Raw genomic sequence first — 17,494 nt, 5'->3', positions numbered from 1 at the left:
CTCTTCCTTGTGTTTAATGCACATCTCTTTGTTTTTTGTTGTGATAGGTCATATAACGAGCTGTTTCATAAAATGCATACATCCAGGTGCGCATGGCACGAAATACAGAATCTGTATAGGCATTCTGCGGAATAGGATTGTTGTTTACAATCGAGACAAACTGATATTGATTAGGTTGATGAATGGATTGTTTGAGATAGTACGCACTGTTTACCAATCCCATCTGGTCATTATCCCGCTCGATGATAAAAGCCATGTTATGCATAGTATCCTGCAGATGCAATAAATCGCGGCCCAGCGTAAAATCGTGATATGATACATTAGCCAGACCAGCCAGCGTAGGCAACACATCCACCTGCGATGCAATCATGCTGTGCCGCTCAGGTTTCAACCATGCAGGTGCATAAATGATGAAAGGGACATGCTCACTGGTAAGCCTTTGATCTGTCCATGCACGGGGAAACATGTTGCCTGCATCACCATTGATTCCATGATCCCCAATGAAAGCAAAGATGGTATTTTTGAAATAAGGTTCATGGCTGGCTGTATCCAAAAAGGTTTTCACACAAAAATCAAAATAGCGGAAAGCATTGAGTTCTTCATTCGAGAAAAAACCATATTTCTTCAAAGTATCAACCGGAAAATTGACTTTCTTAAAATATCGCAAATCCTCATCGGGAATGGAATAGGGACGATGATTGTCAGATGTTTGAATGATAGCAAAGAAAGGCTTTGTTTGTTGGCGCAATACTTTGTTGGCCTCTAAAAATAAATTCTTATCGCTAATGCCCCACACATCCAGCCGTGGTGAAGAATAATCTTTTTCTTCATAAATGTGCAAACTATCAATATTGTTATCAAGCAAGCCACGAATGTTTGCCCAACTGGTGCTTCCGCCAATAAAATAAAAGCGACGATATCCTTTGAATGCATTGATAATGGTGTGCTGATCTACAATCTGCGGGTTGCGGCTGGCTGTTTTATGTACTTCCACATCGGGCAATCCCGTGATTACAGCCCACACACCTCTTGCTGTACCAAAACTGGGGGTAAAACAATGATCGAAAAAGATTCCATGCTGCGCAATGCTGTCAATAAAGGGCGTTGTATTTAATGGATTCCCCCACAAGGAACTTTTATAACCGCTGAAACTTTCACAAATCACCAGCACAATATTGGGATGCCGTGCAGGTCGGGCGGTGTCTTCCGGAAAATAACGTTCATAGTTTAAATGCACACTATCGGGATGATCCACGCCCAGATAAGCAGCCATCATGCGATAATAGTATCTGGCTTTTTCCGTATCAAAGGTGGAATTGCGGAAAGCAAGCGTGCTGAAAAAACTTTGAAACGGGTTTAAAGCAATTTGTGCATTGAAATCACCTTTCAGCGTGAATGCATCACTCCAGCGGAGAGGAAATTGTCCTATGCGACCAAATATCCATCCTCCAAAAAACAGAAACAAGATTACAGATCGCACCCATCGGAAACGTTTTTCTACTTCGGGCTGAACTGCAATTTTGTGAAATGTATATCGAACATACGCAAAACATAACGCCACAAAAACAATCACACCCAATAACATCCATATAACCGGATACGTTTCCCAGACCATGCCCATCGAAGTACGGAAATTCTGCAGAAGATCCAGTACATGTGCATTTAACCGCACATGCAGGTAAGCAAAATGGGCAACATCAACCGTGTAGAAAACAGCAAAAACAATCAGCGCCAGTAACCATAATGCAAAGTGTAACCAACGGCCAAACCTGCTGTAAAAGGGATGCCAAGAGGGAATAGCACTGAGCAAAATCATCAAGACCGCCATGATACTTATTTCCCGCATATCATAGCGAATGCCCATCCACATCACACGCAGGAATTGTTGCTCACCGATGGAGATATGCCGGAAATACAGATACATGGCCAGCCTGGCCAGCGACATGATCAGCAAAAAAAATAGGGACAATGCAAAAATCCAGCGCTGCAGACGCGAGAACAGTGGCTTTCCTTTCATGAGTTCAAAAGCAGATGGTGCATCAAATGAAAACGGATGCAAAATACAACATTACCTGCTGAAAAGCAGATTGTTAACCAGATGAAAACAATTCAGGAATGAGGTGCCGACTTACGAGGATATACATGCCTTTCGGCGTGATAAGAAGAACGCACCAACGGGCCGCTTTCCACATAATCAAATCCCATCTGGTAACCAATTTCCCGATATTCAGCAAATTCATCCGGATGTACATATCGTTCCACTGGCAAATGATGTGGGGTGGGTTGCAGATATTGTCCCAATGTAAGTACATCGCAGCCATTGTTGAGCAAATCCTCCATAGCCTGCAGCACTTCATCCCTGGTTTCACCCAGGCCCAGCATAATGCCGCTTTTGGTACGCATGCCTGCCTGTTTCAGCCGGCGAATCACTTCCAGGCTCCGATGGTATTTGGCCTGAATGCGCACTTTCCGGGTAAGCCGTTCCACGGTTTCCAGATTATGGGAAACCACTTCAGGCGCAGCGTCAATAATGCGTTGCAGATTATCCCAATTGCCCTTGAAATCAGGAATCAGGGTTTCAAGCGTGGTTTCCGGATTCAATGCACGAATGGCGCGAATGGTATTGTACCAGATAATGGAACCACCGTCGGGCAATTCATCGCGATCTACAGAAGTGATAACGGCATGTTTGATCTTCATCAGATAAATGGCTTCCGCTACCCGTTGCGGTTCATCCCAATCTACCGGCAAAGGTCGGCCTGTGGCCACCGCACAAAATCCACAGCTGCGGGTGCAGATATTGCCCAAAATCATAAATGTGGCTGTACCTGCACCCCAGCATTCACCCATGTTCGGACAGTTGCCGCTTTCACAGATGGTGTGCAGTTTATGCGTATCCACAATTTGTCTGACACGACGGTAATTTTCACCCACAGGTAATTTCACCCGCAACCAGTCTGGTTTTTTCTTTTTAGGTTCTGCCTGTACTTGTGTTGTTTCCATATCTCCATGAGTTTAACCCATAACCTGCAGGCAAGCCTGCAGACAGTATTTACCATTTCTTTCCAAACATCAGTCCCACTGAAGCATTGAAAAAGAATTTCTGTGGCTTATTATCCACCATGATGCTTATATCCTGAAAATAATATTGCCCACTGACACTCACTTCCAGTGCACTGACAAGGGAATTGAATGCGGCCCAGTCAAACCGCATGCCCACCCGGGCATACAACCCAGGTACCCATTTCAATTCATCCCAACCCTTCTGCAAACCGGTTCCTCCCAGAATATTGTATGTATCGAGAAACTGGGTTTTATTGGAGCCTGTATAGCGGATATACTCCGTGGCATTGCTGGAAGAATCCACATATACCTGCAGATAGTAAGGCCGCAAAATGCCCATGGAAAAGCCTCCCAGATAAAGGGCCGATACTTCCACGCCATTTTTGTTGGCCTTGCTGCCAATCAGGTATCGCTGCCCAAGGCCCAGCCTTGCCTGATAAAATATATTTTGCTTGCCATACACATAAGGGTGAGTGGTATACACATTGCCAAAGAAGTCCACCCCGATGGGATTGGCCGATTTGCGTTCCTTGGGCGATTTGGTTTCGCCTACTTCAAATTGATAGATATTGGTAAACAGCTCGTTTTTCCGATGACCCAGTTCCAGAAAGGCATTCCAACCATTGGTATTCAGCCGAAAGCCTCCAGAAAATTCATGGATATAAACCTCCTGTCCGTCCCGGTTGTAAAGCAGATAATTTTTGCTGGGTTTCCCTACAATCGGAGCAGGATTATTCTGGGCATAAGCTGCTATGACCGGCAGTATGCTAAAAAGAATCAAAATGTATGTGCGCACTACAAAAAATTTTAACCCATCAAACGTGATTTTCGGGCTCCTATTGCTGCTACTAACCGATATTTTCATCGCCCATCCGAAGTTACTGAAATTTTTTATCTGCCACATCCTTCCATTTGAGTAGGATAAAACTGCAAGTTAGTGCATCGAAACTGAAGAAAAATGGGTTGCCTGTGGTCGATATAAAAATGATAAAACGGTGATGAAACGATACAAGAAAAAGCTTTCAAAAAGGAAGAAAAAATTTTTGGGAGTATCAGCTAATGTTGTTACACTTGCAATAATCTGAGATGCGGCGTGGAGAGACTTTCGTCGGCTACAAGCTTGCGGAGTTTTTTAAAAACTTATATCCTACCCTATCGATAGAAAGCTTCATTATTTGATACTATTATGGCTCATTTTCAGGTTTATTATCAGGGACATTTGCGATGTGTAGCCACCCATCTGGCTTCCGGCTCGGAAATCGAAACAGATGCACCTGTTGACAATCATGGTAAGGGTGAACGGTTTTCACCAACGGATCTGGTGGCTACAGCACTGGGCGTTTGTATGATGACTGTGATGGGTATTGCTGCAGAGGATAAACAAATTTCGCTAGAGGGGACGCGCCTGGATATTGAAAAAACAATGGCTGCCTCGCCTCGCAGGATTGTGAAAATCCGCGTGGAGATTTATTTCCCCGAGCAACTTCGCCTTTCTGAGGCCGATCGGGCTCATTTGGAGAGAGTTGCCCGCAATTGTCCTGTTGCCAAAAGCATTCATCCCGATATCGAACAGGATATTCATTTTCATTGGCCTTCTCAGGAAGTTGCATAAGCTTTCCTCAGCAGATGATGCCCAATCGCACAAGTCAGGCAGCGTCGGTGCAAACAATACTGCTGGTAAAGCTGGTATAACGCCTGGCTATCGGCCGCATGCAGAGCGGGAATGGCATGTTGTTTCCACATCCGGATGATCTGATTGTGCTCGGGCGGCAGAGCCTGCATCCAGTCCATGGCTTTTTGCTGCAAGTCATCCCGGAGTCGCAGCTTGCCATACCACCAAACCAGCGGCGCAATGGCATTCAGAATCAGATGATCCATCATATCTTTTCCGATAGCAGAAATTGCACTGGTGAGGCTTCTGCCGGATGGTGAGTCATGGTGGCCGAAAGTTTGTTCAACAGGCACATCAAAACGATAATGTTGTTGCCAGTAGTCGGGCAATTTGACCTGCAACAGACTTCGCAAATCTTCCACTGTAGAAGCTTCCAGCCAGCGGGAAAACAGGTGTACCGATTGCTCCATCAATGCTGCGAGCTGAGCCAGGCGAATAGTCGGAAAATTGGCTGGGCGCAAGCGCTTCCACTGCCAGCCGGATGGATCAAGAGGATGCAACCGATACTTGTATTGCAAGGCAGCATACAATTGTTGCAAATAACGCGGATAATCGTCCCGAAACCGGCCCCGCAAAAGGCCAGCCTGGCCAAACAGCAAGGCTGCCGTGGCGCCTGGTATATGGCGGTTACGGGCAAACAGGCGCCGCGGTGTGTGTACAGCAAGTGCTTCAAACATGTCAGCATTCCGGTTCATCCCAAAACTTCGCGCTGTGAGGATGTAGGCAACCTCTTCCCAGTCCTCCTGCGTATGGTGCAACCATTGACGAATGCGCCTTCCCTTATCCTCCTCCCATCGCTCTGCCAGCAATCTTTCCTTCCAGCTGGTCCAGATCAGCTGAGGTACATCGGCAGGACCTGTAAGCGAGCCGGCACAAACCACAGGCTGTAGCTGCTGCATCCAGGCTTCATACTGCCGAATCATGCTGCGGGATATCCTCCCCTTCAGCTCCACACAAGAAAAACGCTGCAACAAAGAATCTTCATCGGCCAAATCCTGTTCATATACCACATGTAAAATCAGTTTCTGATAATGCACATCCGCAGCATGCTGATGCCTGTACCAATCTGAACTCCGCACATGAATTTCCACATCACCTACCCACAAGGTAGATCCGATGCGAATCCGGGCTTCCTGAAAATCAGGCCCCTGCCCGTCCTGATTCCATATCCCCGGATGCAGAATCTCAACGACCTCTCCCTGTACCGTATGCAGCGATTGATGTTGAAAATAGCGATACAGCCAGATGAAATGCAGTAATTTTTCTGATATCATGATGCAAGGGTTTTCAACATAGGGCTATGCTTTTTTGAAAAGGGCATCCGGAAGGATATGATCATCAGATGAATATGCGGCTTACTTCACTGTATCGCTCCCGATACTCACGAGGGGTACAACCTTTCCTGCGTTTGAAAATACGATTAAAATTGGAAATATTGTTAAACCCGCATTTGTAGGCAATTTCCGCAATTGTGAGATTGGTTTCCATCAACAAGCGGCTGGCATGTGCAAGTCTCTTTTCCGTCAGGCTGTCAATAAACGTCATCCCCGTCTTGTTGCGAAAATAACGGCTGAAGGCCGTTTCTGTCATATTATTCAGCTTCGATACCTCGGCAAGTGTAATGGGCTTGTTAAAATGTTTATCAATGTATTCCAGTGTTCGTTCAATACGCGGTGGCGTGTGCTGTGAAAAACGCAGAGACTGAAAACTATCGCTCGATAGCAATCGCATGTTTCGCGAAGTGGATAAATCATGCAGTACAGACATAAGTTCCAGCACCGAATCAAATCCTTGTTTCTGATTCAGATGCATGATACGGGGCATAATGTGCTCAATGGTTTCCCGGGAAAACAAAATGCCTCTCAAGGATTTTTCAAACATCATCCGGATGAAACTTAATTGATTGCGCCGCAAAAACTTCTCATCAAACAAATCTTTATGAAATTGAATAGTTATCTCCCGAATTTCTTTACTGGTACAACGATGGGTAAACCATGCATGAGGCAAATTCGGCCCCACCAGCACCAGCTCCAGGTCATCAATTTCTTCGATATGATCGCCCACCACACGCTGCGCTCCTTTGGCATTCATAATGAAATTCAATTCATATTCTTCATGATAATGGAGAGGAAAATGAAAATTGGATTTCACCCGGATGGCAATGGTAAAACAATCCGTTTGCGTGAGCGGGGTAATTTCCTTCATGATCTGATCATACAAGCTGTCACGCATGCAAAGCGCATTTTGAATGTGTGTAAATATACTTAAAAATGATTTTTACCCAATCAAACCTATTTGCTCAACCAGATGCAGGTAAATATTATTTTTATGGTAAATTATGCGCATGAAACTATTCAACTCTGTTTTATCATGTTTTTGTATCATTTGCGGACTGATGATACAAGAGTTATATGCCCAGGTTGATAAACATTGTACCGCAGAGACGCGAAGTTTATATGTACACCTGAAGCAGATGAGCAATCGGGGTAAAATGCTTTTTGGTCACCAGGATGATGTGTATTATGGCGTGGGATGGGCTTATGTACCCGGACGAAGTGACGTGCGCGAAGTGGCGGGTGATTACCCGGCCTTACTGGGTGGCGATCTCAGCAGTGTGGAGCTGGGCGATAGCCTGAACATTGATCATGTACCCTTCCGGCTCATCAGACAAGCTGCAATTGAGCAATTTCAGGCAGGCGGAGTGGTTACTTTCAGCTGGCACATGCATAATCCGGTTACCGGTTCATCAGCCTGGGATACTACCGGTGGGAATGTGGTAGCTGCCATATTGCCCGGCGGACGGGATCATGCCCTGTATGTGCAATATCTGCAAAGAGGCGGTGCATTTCTGAATAGTTTGAAAACCTCAACCGGCAAACAAATTCCGGTTATTCTCCGGCTGTTTCACGAATTAAATGGAAACTGGTTCTGGTGGGGACGTTCCCATTGCACCGCTGCAGAAATGAAAGCCCTCTGGCAGTTTACCGTTCAATACCTTCGCGACAGCTTGCATCTGCATCATTTGCTATTTGCCTGGAATACTGACCGGTTTGCCGATGCCGATGCTTATCTGGAACGCTATCCAGGCGATGCATGGACAGACATTATCGGATTTGATATTTATCAGGCTTATGATATCACTTCCAACCAGGCTTTCAGCTATCAATTGAGCCATATGTGCCATCTGCTCGACAGTATTGCCATCAGCCATGACAAAATACCTGCCCTTACGGAATTCGGATACAACACCATTCCAGACAGTAGCTGGTGGACACAGGTGCTGGGGGCAACAATTAAACCTTATCATCTGGCCTACCTGCTCGCCTGGCGGAATGCGGGAAAAGAAGCGAATGGCAGGCAGGAATTTTATGTGCCTTATCCTGGACAAATTTCTGCAGATGATTTCCGGCAATTTGTTGCTTCGGGGCGTATTCTTTTGCGAAAACAGGCTGCTATGCTGCATCTTTATCCATAACGCATGTATTTGTAGAAAATTTCCATGGGATTGAAACCAGCCGATAGCCTGATTCTTATCACTTACCTAATGCTTACAGTCATTGTAGGCTGGCTGTTGCGTCATCGAGCGCGACGTAGCAAGGAAAGCTATCTCATGGCAGGGAAATCATTGCCCTGGTATTTACTGGGTTTGAGCAATGCATCCGATATGTTTGATGTATCGGGCACGATGTGGCTGGTGAGTGTGTGTTTTGTATATGGTTTTAAAAGTGTCTGGCTGCCCTGGCTCTGGCCGGTATTCAATCAGATTTTCATGATGATGTATTTATCAGGATGGCTGCGGAAATCCCATGCCACTACTGGTGCAGAATGGCTGCAGACCCGCTTTGGCAACCATGTACCTTATGCCCGGGCATCCCATCTCATCATCGTAATATTTGCGCTCATCACGTGTTTGGGTTATATGGCCTATGGCTTTATCGGCATGGGTAAATTTCTGGCTATTTTCTTCCCGTGGGAACAAATATCTGCTCATTTGCCAATACAAGTTCCGCTACACTGGGCAATGGCTGTTTATGGGCTGCTGTTTAGCCTGTTTGCCTTGTTTTATGCTGTGATGGGTGGCCTGCACAGCATTGTGATCAACGATGCCATTAAGTACGGAATCATGCTAACGGCCTGCACGGGATTAGGTATCCTGGTATTTCGTGAAACATCAGTGCATACCTTGCCCGTTCCCCGCGAATGGTTCAGCATCGGTTTTGGCTGGCATCTGCACATGCATTGGACTGATGCGTTATCGGCCGTGAATGAAAAAATACAATCCGATGGATATCAGTTATTCGGAATCTTTTTCATGCTCATGTTGCTGAAAGGTATATTGGCCAGCATGGCGGGACCTGCACCCAATTACGATATGCAAAAAATCCTCAGCACCCGAAATGCGCGGGATGCAGCCAAAATGAGTGGGTCTGTGAGCGTTATTTTATTGCCCCTTCGATATACACTGATCATGTCGCTTACACTCCTTGCCCTGATACACGATCGTGATTTAAACCTGCATTTGTTGGGTACAAAACAAATGGATTTTGAAGTAATATTGCCTGCTGTCATTCAGCATTTGCTCCCTGCCGGATTATCAGGTTTGTTGTTAACAGCCTTGCTGGGTTCATTCTTGGGTTCCTTCAGCAGTACCATCAATGCGGCTCAGGCATATCTGGTCAATGATATTTATTTGCGTTACATTCACCCACACGCATCCCGCAAAACAGTGATTCGCATCAGTTATGCATCTGGCATTTTAGTAGTAACTGCAGGCATCCTGCTCAGCTTAGTAATCAAAGATATCAACAACATTCTGCAATGGATTGTTTCCGCTCTATATGGCGGATATATTGCTGCCAATGTATTGAAATGGTACTGGTGGCGCATGAACGCAGGCGGATTTTTCTGGGGTATGCTGGCTGGTATTTGTACAGCTTTGCTGTTCAGTGTATTTTTTAAAAATGCTGGGTTTTTATATGCTTTCCCATTGCTGTTTCTCATCTCTCTTATCGCATGCATCATTGGTTCCTACAGCCTTCCGCCCACTCCTCAACCCGTGCTCACTTCATTTTACATCCAGGTGCGGCCCTGGGGTTTCTGGAAACCAGTGCACCAGCTTGCCATGCAACAGGCACATGATTTGCAGCCAAACAAAAATTTCAAACATGATATGATGAATGTGGCATTGGGCATAACAGCCCAGCAATGTCTGACCTTAATGCCCATGTATTTGCTGATTCATCGTATGCATGCCTTCATCATAACGGCGTTCATATTGATCATTATCTCAATTATTTTATGGAGAACCTGGTGGAAACCTTTGCATACCGATGCATACAACTGAAACATTTCAGCAATTAGCCGAAGAATGGGAAATGGCTTGCCAGCGTATTCTTCAATGGTGGATGGAATATGGCATCGATCCGTCAAAAAAATTCTTTTACGGGGAAGTCAGCAATTCCAACAAACCTAATCTTGCTGCATCCAAAGGATTGGTGATGCATGCCCGCATCATGTGGAGTTTTGCCGAAGCCTACTGCTTTTTTCAGCTAACTGATTATTTACAGATCGCCCTGCAAGTCGAACATATCATAGATCAGTTTTTTCATGATGCTGTGTATGATGGATATTACTGGAAAATAAACAGCATCCATCAGCCGGAAGATCATCGCAAAATGCTCTACGGACAGGCGTTTGTATTATATGCGTATGTGTCGCTGTACAAAGCCACACACGAATCCCGTTTTCTGCATCGGGCATTGTCTATTTTTCACTGCATAGAAACCCATGCACATGGTAACTATTATTACGAAGAAGCATTTGATCAACGTTGGAAATTGCTTCCTGATGCAAGGCTGGATGAACAAGAGCCGATTTTTGTTTATAGCCTAAATGCACATTTGCATTTGATGGAAGCTTATACTGCTTTATACACAGTTTACCATGATGCTTATCTTCTCTCGCGTTTGCTGCATATCGCCGCCATCATTCAGGAAAAATTCTATCAAAATGGTCATCTGATTCTGTGGATGCAGCAGCAGGATAAACCAGCTTCCTATCGTATTTCGCCCGGACATGAAATTGAAACCGCCTGGCTGATGTTGGATATGATGAAAATAACGAGTTATGAAAATGTCGAATGGCGTGATATGATCAATGAGCTTGGTCAGCAAGTGTTGAAACATTTTTATACACACAACGGATTGCTGGAACCCATGCATCCTCCTGAAAAACAATGGTGGGCACAGGCTGAGGCTATGACTGGATTTTTGTATGTATATTATTTTTCCCGAAATGAAATGTTTCTAAAAGCTTGCGTGGATATCTGGAAATGGATTCAGGAATATTTGATTGATGAACACCAGGGAGAATGGTTCTGGGGAACAGATGCGCACAATCGGATATTGATGCACCGCTACAAAGCTGGCTTCTGGAAAGGGCCCTATCATGCAGTGAGAGCCCTGATACAAAATATCACATTATCACAAAAATTACATACCTAATAAAAATGGCGGCTGAAAAGCCGCCATGGGGTGCAACCTTGTTGATTCCTTTACCCAATCAACAACCTGCCAATAGGCAGAAAAATTATTTGACCAGCAAAATATCATCCACATAAAGGGTAGCACTGTTGTTCCCATTGGGTCCATGAATCTGAAAATCCAAACGTTCAATTGGAAATCCGGAAATAAAATCGGTTTTCAACTTATAGTAAGTCCACACATTTGCAGGAACAGTGATGGTTTGTGTGGTGCCCCCATTTTCCGAACGCACATCCATCTGCACATCCTGATTGGGATCACCTTTAATCCAGAATGTGTAATAGGTATATTGTGAAGCATCTATTGTAGGATCGCAATGCAGGCTGATGGCTTGCCAGCTACCGGGTGCAAACACAGCTTTGATGGCATGTGTGCCCAGTACGGCGTAATCGGTTGACACACTCACCGTTGCCCAAGACCAGTTATAAATACCCGTTCCAAAATCCTCTGTGAACAATTGTTTTGCGTTATCAACACTTATCAGTTCCTGCTGCGTGGTTATGGTACCCGACGAGTTCGTAATATCCAACCGGGCACGGCTTACGGTGGTAGATGGCATTTGGATCACCAATGTTTTGCGGTCCTTCGACACAATGGTAGCCTGATCATTTGTGCCGTGCAGTATAACTTGTGTAACATCATCCAGATTATTTCCTGTAAGCGTAATCTTTGTGCCGGTTGTGAACTCGGGCAATGAAACACTGGTAATGGTTGGTAATGCAATTACAGTGAATGGAATCACCACAGAATCGCCTTTTGTATTTGTAATAATGATTTGCTGAGGGCCGCCAAAAGCCGTATCGGGCACACGAAAGATCAATGCATGATCTGTATTAAATTCCGGATTAAATGGTGCAGGTACTCTTCCTTTGTCAAAAATTATGGAACGAATACCCGACAAGCCTGATCCGGTAATGTACACCACATTATTGCCTGCTGCAGAATCGGGAAAAATCTTTGACACCACCGGTGTAGAGGCAGAATTTTTTTTACAGGATGAAAATAATATACCGCTTGCTGACAGCATGATGGCTATTAAAATCAGCTTATCGTGGAATAATTTAAAACTACGCATAGCAAACAGTTTTTGCAACTACAAATGATTTGAATTTAAAACGTATAATGCACGGGAGGCTTTGCCAGTTCAGGATCAGCCAGTACCTCATCAGAAGGAATAGGCATAAACAACTGATTCGGATTTTGCAGATTTCCACCCACATGATTGATGCTGCCATCACTATTCAGTGTGCCTCTTTCCTGTGCATTGATAATTTGCTGAGCTTTGGCAAAACCCTGACGCTGGATATCAAACCAGTAATCCCCTTCAAATGCAAATTCGACTCTTCTTTCATGCATAATCATATCTTTTGTTAAACTATTCACTGGAGGCAAACCGGCTCTTTCATGCACCGCATTAAATGCAGCCAGGGCTGAAGGATCGGAAGTGGATGCCTGTGTGCCCAACACAGCTTCTGCATAAATCAACAACACATCGGCATAACGCAAAATATAAATTGGCATGTCGTTGCCACCCTGGCTATCAAAATTGAATCCGGTACTCTTGGGACCTATCACGTATTTCAATGAGTTGGAACGCGTGCCTGTGGTGATGTGATAAGCATCATCGGGCTGGCCTCCCGGCATGGTATCGTAGGTAAATCCATTAGGGAAATTTACGTTTTTCCAATCCGGACGGTAAAATCCTTGTTGCATAACCGACCATGATTTCCGCAAATCGCCCGACTGATAGGCATTTAGTAAATCTAATGTAGGTATCACGGAAGAATATCCGGTATTGAAATCAGGTTTCAGCAAAGGTGCGGGAGCAGCATAAGCTTGAATGGCATTGGCATAGGAATAACCTCCCGATGCTACCCATTGCAGGGCAAACAAAGTCTCCTTGCTGGCTTTGGCAATATCGGGATTGGTAAACATGCCCAGATAATCGGGATTCAAAGCAATGTTTCCCGTTGCCTGTGCATAGTCAATTACCTGTTTTGCTTTGGCAGCCGCGCTATCGTAATATTGAGGCTGATTAAAAAACGTGGCAAGATATAAAAACAACTTAGCCTCCATGCCAATGGCCGAATATTTGGTTACCCGACCCGGCTGATAAGGTGTTTCCGGCAATCCAGCTTCTGCAGCTTCTAAATCAAGTAAAGCAAATTTTAATACATCTTCCTGATAATATCTGGGTACGTTGAAATTGCCTGAATCGGCTAAAGCCACCGGATCAGTTATAATAGGCGCATCACCATACACCCTGCCTATAAAAAAATAGGCAACACCACGAATAAAACGCGCTTCGGCAATGCCCTGATCCAGATAAGCCGAATTGCTTACCTGCGATTTTTTCTGCAGAAAGGTATTGATCAACACATTGGCATTACCCACCACTTTGTAAAATGCATTCCAGGCATTCAAATCCTGCCCGTCAGTAGCCTGCACGGTCATATACACATAAGTATTATTCCCATAATTCGGATCACCCGCTGAGGTCATCATATTGCCACTATACACTTCTCCAATACAGTGAAAAGCTTTATCAATGAAATTATACCACACCTGATTGTATAACAGGCTGGTAGCGCCATTCACTTCATCGGGGGTATTGTAATAGGTATCAAGTGTCGGATTATTCAATGAAGGGCGATCCAGAAAACTTTTATTACACGATGCAAACAAAAACGATATACAAAATGCTGCATATAAAAAATGAGTACGTTTCATATTCATCCGTTTTTAAAGAATCATTATTAAAATTGTATGCTGGCTCCTGCCGTAAATGAACGCGGAACCGGATAATGACCATAGTCCACATTCATCAGCAATACATTGTTGTTAAATGCACCCAATTCAGGGTCGTAGCCTGAATATCGAGTAAAAGTATACAGGTTATGGGCCGATAGATATACTCTTGCACTGCTCATTTTCAAATGCGCAATCCATTTTTCAGGAAAAGTATATCCGATAGTCAGATCCTGAATACGCAGATACGATCCGCTTTCAATGAAACGATCTGATATTTTCAGGTTATTGTTGTTCCATTGATTGTAACGCGGAAGTTTGCCATTGGGGTTGGATGCAGTGTACCGGTCCATCACCGTATTAAGTTGATTTTGGTAAACATTAAACAGCGATTCAGTAAGCATGCGAGAGTAATTATAAATCTGATCGCCATACACACCATTTAAAAACAAGGTCAGGTCAAATTGTTTGTATTGCAAGGTATTGCTGATACTATAGGTAAATTTCGGATTGGGATTTCCGATAAAAGTTTGATCAACATTGGTAATTTTTCCATCCCCATTTAAATCTTTATATCGAATATCGCCCAGCCAGGTACCTGTTGGACTGATGGGTAGCATAGGCTGAGGACCTTTATTCAGATCATCCATCGTACGATACAGGCCATCTGTGACAAACCCGTAAAAACTTCCCACGGGATGACCTGCTGTTGTCACCGTTAGTGTTTGCGGAGCAAAGTCCATGCTTTTCCCATACAATGCTGCTTGTTGCGTGGTTAAACTGTTCAGGATATTGTGATAATGACTAAAAATTAGTGTGGTATTCCATTTCAAGTTGGATGTTTGAATGTTATGCGAAGTGAGCGATACATCCACACCCGTATTGGTCATTTTACCTGCATTTACTACGGGCGGTTCTATATCCTGATAGCTGTTGTTGGGTGGATTGGGATCGAGTCCCGCAAAGCCAGGCAACACCACGGAAAGAATGGTTTTGGAAGTAGTTTTCTTATACACGTCTACCGTGAACTCAATTCTGTTTTGCAATAACCCACCATCCAGGCCGGCATTGTAGGTGATGACCGACTCCCAGGCCAGTGCCGGATTGCCGGCATTGGCAGGCACGCCAGGTGCGCTGCTTTGCCCGAACAGACCAATGGCATTGGTAGCCAGCCGAATGTTGGTGCTATACGCATTTTGCACAGGAGAGTTTTGATTGCCTACTGCACCACATCCTGCACGCAGCTTTAGATAACTCAGCATTTTCCAACTGCGGGCAAAAGATTCATTGGTAACAGTCCAGGCTGCCGACACGGCCGGGAAATTGCCCCAACGCTTTTCCGGGCCAAATGAAGAAGAACCATCTCTTCGCAACGACAAGCTCACGCTGTAACGATTATCATACGTATAATTTGCACGAGCAAAATAGGATTCCATGGCCCATTGATACTTACCTCCACCCGTTTGCGAGGGATCGATGGTTCCTGCAGCCAGCGATTCAATATTGAGCGTAAGATCCGTAACTGTTACCCACGAACCATCGTAGTTTGACTCCTGGGCTTCATGCCCGGCTACAATATTCACCTGATGTTTGCCAAATGCATGATTGTAGGTAAGATAGCTTTGCAAGCCCCAGTACAGGCTCACACCACGATCTTCTCTCAGGCGGCTGGGACCAATAATTAAATTGCCATACGGATTAAAGATATTGGGCTGGAAAGCCGTATTTTGGGTCAGTTGATAATCGTAATTGAATTGATTGCGAAAACCCAAATCGGGTGTAAACTGAATATCTACATACGCATTTCCGAATGCTTTCTGCTGGCGGGCACGCACATCGCGCAATAAAGCCAATGCTACCGGATTGATCTGGTCGCCGAAAGGAACTCCCTGAATATTGGTAGTAGTGAGATAATTCCCATTCAAATCTTTTACAGGCGTTGCCGGACTGTTGTATAACATTACACTTATTACTGACTGTTGCCCATCGGTGAGTGTTACTTTTTGTTCTGTTTTGGAAAGATTGCTGCTAAAACCAGCTTTCAACCAGCTTTTCACCTGCTGATCAATACTGATGCGGCCCGCATAGCGCCTGAACCAGGAGCCAATTACTGTGCCGGTTTGATTAAAATAATTACCGGAAAAGAAATAAGTAGTGCGATTATGGCTTCCGGAAAATGACAATTGATGATTTTGTACATGTCCGGTTTGAAAAATGGCATCCTGCCAGTTGGTCCCTTCACCCAGCAATTCAGGATATTTGAATTCCCCAATTGAATCCAGCGTGCCCACCTGGCTGGGCGCTACCTGATGCATATAGTTAAAATCGGCAATCACGGAATTGTAATAACGAGCGTATTCCTGCAAATTCATCAAGGGAAGTTTTTTCGCGACATCATTCCATCCGGTATAAACATCATAGCTGATCCTGCCTTCCTGACCGGGGAGTCCATGTTTGGTTGTAATCAGAATCACGCCATTTGCACCTAACGAACCGTAAATAGCTTGCGCCGAAGCATCTTTGAGGATATCGATCGAGGCTATATCATTGGGGTTCAATGTAGCCAATACGCTCTGCACATTTTGTCCGGGCACTCCCCCCAGCTGATCCTGGCTTGTACTGGTGGTACTGGTAAGAATGGGTACCCCGTCAATCACATACAGCGGATTGCTGCCATTCACAGAAGTAATGCCACGAATGCGTACCGCCACGCCCCCACCCGGCTGCCCTGTATTGGCCGAAACTGTAACGCCTGGCACTTTCCCTTGCAACATCTGATCTACTCCTGCTTCAGGAATACCCTGAATAGCTGATGCTTTTAATGACGCAATCGAAGAACTCACATCTGCTCTCTTTTCAGTGCCGTAGCCAACTACCACCACGTCAGACATCAAATGAGAAGCGGGTTGCAGCGTAATGGTGAAATGTTCCCTGTTTTCAATCGGTGCTTGCCATGTTTGCATGCCTATGTAACTGACCACCAGCGTCTTGCCTGTCTGTGGGACCTGTAGCTGAAAATGTCCCTGCGCATCGGTAATCGTTGCCAGATTGGAGATTTCCTTGATTCGTACGGTAGCCCCCGGGAGCGGATTGCCATCTTCATTGTTTACCGTGCCGGAAATCGTTCGGGTTTGCGCTTGGGAAAAGAGTGGAAACATCCATAGCCCGGCCAGGATAATAAGGAGTAAGCATCTGTTCATGATAAAACCTGTTTTGTTCAATTTTTTATATCAACTTTCCGCACAACAATCATCCTCATCTGTGAACAAAATTCTGCTGTTTTTTTATATGATTTTTACACTTTATTATCCATTTTTGATATTTTATTTGCAAGATTCCTCATAGGAAAATATGATTATATTGCTTTCTTTTATCCATTTACCATGCAAATCCTTCCCATTTTTTAAATACACAGCTCACGCCGATGACTATGTTTCCCCAATTTGTATGCTTTAATCAGAAATTAAAC

The 17,494-nt window shown here is 44.7% G+C and carries 12 protein-coding genes; 4 read left to right on the top strand and 8 right to left on the bottom strand.

Annotated features, from left to right (window positions below; translation table 11 throughout):
- Positions 1–13: 13 nt before the first annotated feature.
- From BM367_RS09910 to BM367_RS09900, 3 genes are all read right to left on the bottom strand, one after another.
- Entirely contained in the window at positions 14–2,017 is a 2,004-nt protein-coding gene (locus tag BM367_RS09910) for an LTA synthase family protein (RefSeq protein ID WP_143104002.1), read from the bottom strand.
- A gap of 92 nt (positions 2,018–2,109) precedes the next feature.
- A complete protein-coding gene (gene lipA, locus BM367_RS09905; protein ID WP_092460161.1) occupies positions 2,110–3,003 on the bottom strand; it encodes a lipoyl synthase in 894 nt (297 codons plus the stop codon).
- Between the two features lie 49 nt (positions 3,004–3,052).
- Positions 3,053–3,859 carry a hypothetical protein gene (locus tag BM367_RS09900; RefSeq protein WP_143104001.1) on the bottom strand — a complete coding sequence of 269 codons (807 nt, stop codon included), beginning with the start codon at positions 3,857–3,859 and terminating at the stop codon, positions 3,053–3,055.
- 390 nt (positions 3,860–4,249) lie between these two features.
- Between BM367_RS09900 and BM367_RS09895 the strand changes: the two genes are divergently transcribed.
- A complete protein-coding gene (locus tag BM367_RS09895) occupies positions 4,250–4,675 on the top strand; it encodes an OsmC family protein (RefSeq protein ID WP_092460159.1) in 426 nt (141 codons plus the stop codon).
- On the opposite strand, the gene BM367_RS09890 is transcribed toward BM367_RS09895, so the two are convergent.
- Positions 4,660–6,009, bottom strand: coding sequence for a DUF2851 family protein (locus tag BM367_RS09890; protein WP_092460158.1), 1,350 nt, complete (start codon positions 6,007–6,009; stop codon positions 4,660–4,662). The two genes, BM367_RS09895 and BM367_RS09890, sit on opposite strands and share 16 nt — an antisense overlap.
- A 64-nt stretch (positions 6,010–6,073) precedes the next feature.
- Positions 6,074–6,967 (bottom strand): AraC family transcriptional regulator, encoded by an 894-nt coding sequence (locus BM367_RS09885; protein WP_092460157.1) that lies wholly within the window; start codon positions 6,965–6,967, stop codon positions 6,074–6,076.
- 106 nt (positions 6,968–7,073) lie between these two features.
- On the opposite strand from BM367_RS09885, the gene BM367_RS09880 reads away from it, so the two are divergent.
- Genes BM367_RS09880 through BM367_RS09870 form a run of 3 tightly spaced genes read left to right on the top strand, consistent with a single transcriptional unit; the run spans position 7,074 to position 11,238 of the window.
- Positions 7,074–8,210 (top strand): glycoside hydrolase family 26 protein, encoded by a 1,137-nt coding sequence (locus tag BM367_RS09880; protein WP_092460156.1) that lies wholly within the window; start codon positions 7,074–7,076, stop codon positions 8,208–8,210.
- A gap of 24 nt (positions 8,211–8,234) precedes the next feature.
- Complete coding sequence (locus BM367_RS09875; protein WP_092460155.1) at positions 8,235–10,079, top strand: sodium:solute symporter family protein; 1,845 nt, start codon at positions 8,235–8,237, stop codon at positions 10,077–10,079.
- Positions 10,066–11,238: an AGE family epimerase/isomerase gene (locus BM367_RS09870; RefSeq protein ID WP_092460154.1), complete on the top strand. Its 1,173-nt coding sequence runs from the start codon at positions 10,066–10,068 to the stop codon at positions 11,236–11,238. The genes BM367_RS09875 and BM367_RS09870 overlap by 14 nt, the downstream gene beginning before the upstream one ends.
- Before the next feature lie 85 nt (positions 11,239–11,323).
- Here BM367_RS09870 and BM367_RS09865 read toward each other — a convergent pair whose 3' ends face one another.
- Genes BM367_RS09865 through BM367_RS09855 form a run of 3 tightly spaced genes read right to left on the bottom strand, consistent with a single transcriptional unit; the run spans position 11,324 to position 17,225 of the window.
- Entirely contained in the window at positions 11,324–12,352 is a 1,029-nt protein-coding gene (locus BM367_RS09865) for an IPT/TIG domain-containing protein (RefSeq protein WP_143104000.1), read from the bottom strand.
- Positions 12,353–12,387: 35 nt separating this feature from the next.
- Positions 12,388–14,007: a RagB/SusD family nutrient uptake outer membrane protein gene (locus tag BM367_RS09860; RefSeq protein ID WP_245759959.1), complete on the bottom strand. Its 1,620-nt coding sequence runs from the start codon at positions 14,005–14,007 to the stop codon at positions 12,388–12,390.
- A 26-nt stretch (positions 14,008–14,033) separates the two neighbouring features.
- On the bottom strand, positions 14,034–17,225 hold the full coding sequence (locus BM367_RS09855) for a SusC/RagA family TonB-linked outer membrane protein (protein ID WP_092460151.1): 3,192 nt from the start codon (positions 17,223–17,225) through the stop codon (positions 14,034–14,036).
- Positions 17,226–17,494: the final 269 nt, after the last annotated feature.

The sequence above is a fragment of the Thermoflavifilum thermophilum genome, assembly GCF_900116565.1.
Taxonomy (GTDB): Bacteria; Bacteroidota; Bacteroidia; order Chitinophagales; family Chitinophagaceae; genus Thermoflavifilum; species Thermoflavifilum thermophilum.
This window is presented reverse-complemented; position numbering and strand designations above follow the sequence as displayed.

Coding starts and splice junctions, on each gene's coding strand:
- BM367_RS09910 (WP_143104002.1), bottom strand. CDS start 2,017: ATGAAAGGAAAGCCACTGTTCTCGCGTCTGCAGCGCTGGATTTTTGCA.
- lipA (WP_092460161.1), bottom strand. CDS start 3,003: ATGGAAACAACACAAGTACAGGCAGAACCTAAAAAGAAAAAACCAGAC.
- BM367_RS09895 (WP_092460159.1), top strand. CDS start 4,250: ATGGCTCATTTTCAGGTTTATTATCAGGGACATTTGCGATGTGTAGCC.
- BM367_RS09890 (WP_092460158.1), bottom strand. CDS start 6,009: ATGATATCAGAAAAATTACTGCATTTCATCTGGCTGTATCGCTATTTT.
- BM367_RS09885 (WP_092460157.1), bottom strand. CDS start 6,967: ATGCGTGACAGCTTGTATGATCAGATCATGAAGGAAATTACCCCGCTC.
- BM367_RS09880 (WP_092460156.1), top strand. CDS start 7,074: ATGCGCATGAAACTATTCAACTCTGTTTTATCATGTTTTTGTATCATT.
- BM367_RS09875 (WP_092460155.1), top strand. CDS start 8,235: ATGGGATTGAAACCAGCCGATAGCCTGATTCTTATCACTTACCTAATG.
- BM367_RS09870 (WP_092460154.1), top strand. CDS start 10,066: ATGCATACAACTGAAACATTTCAGCAATTAGCCGAAGAATGGGAAATG.
- BM367_RS09865 (WP_143104000.1), bottom strand. CDS start 12,352: ATGCGTAGTTTTAAATTATTCCACGATAAGCTGATTTTAATAGCCATC.
- BM367_RS09860 (WP_245759959.1), bottom strand. CDS start 14,007: ATGAAACGTACTCATTTTTTATATGCAGCATTTTGTATATCGTTTTTG.
- BM367_RS09855 (WP_092460151.1), bottom strand. CDS start 17,225: ATGAACAGATGCTTACTCCTTATTATCCTGGCCGGGCTATGGATGTTT.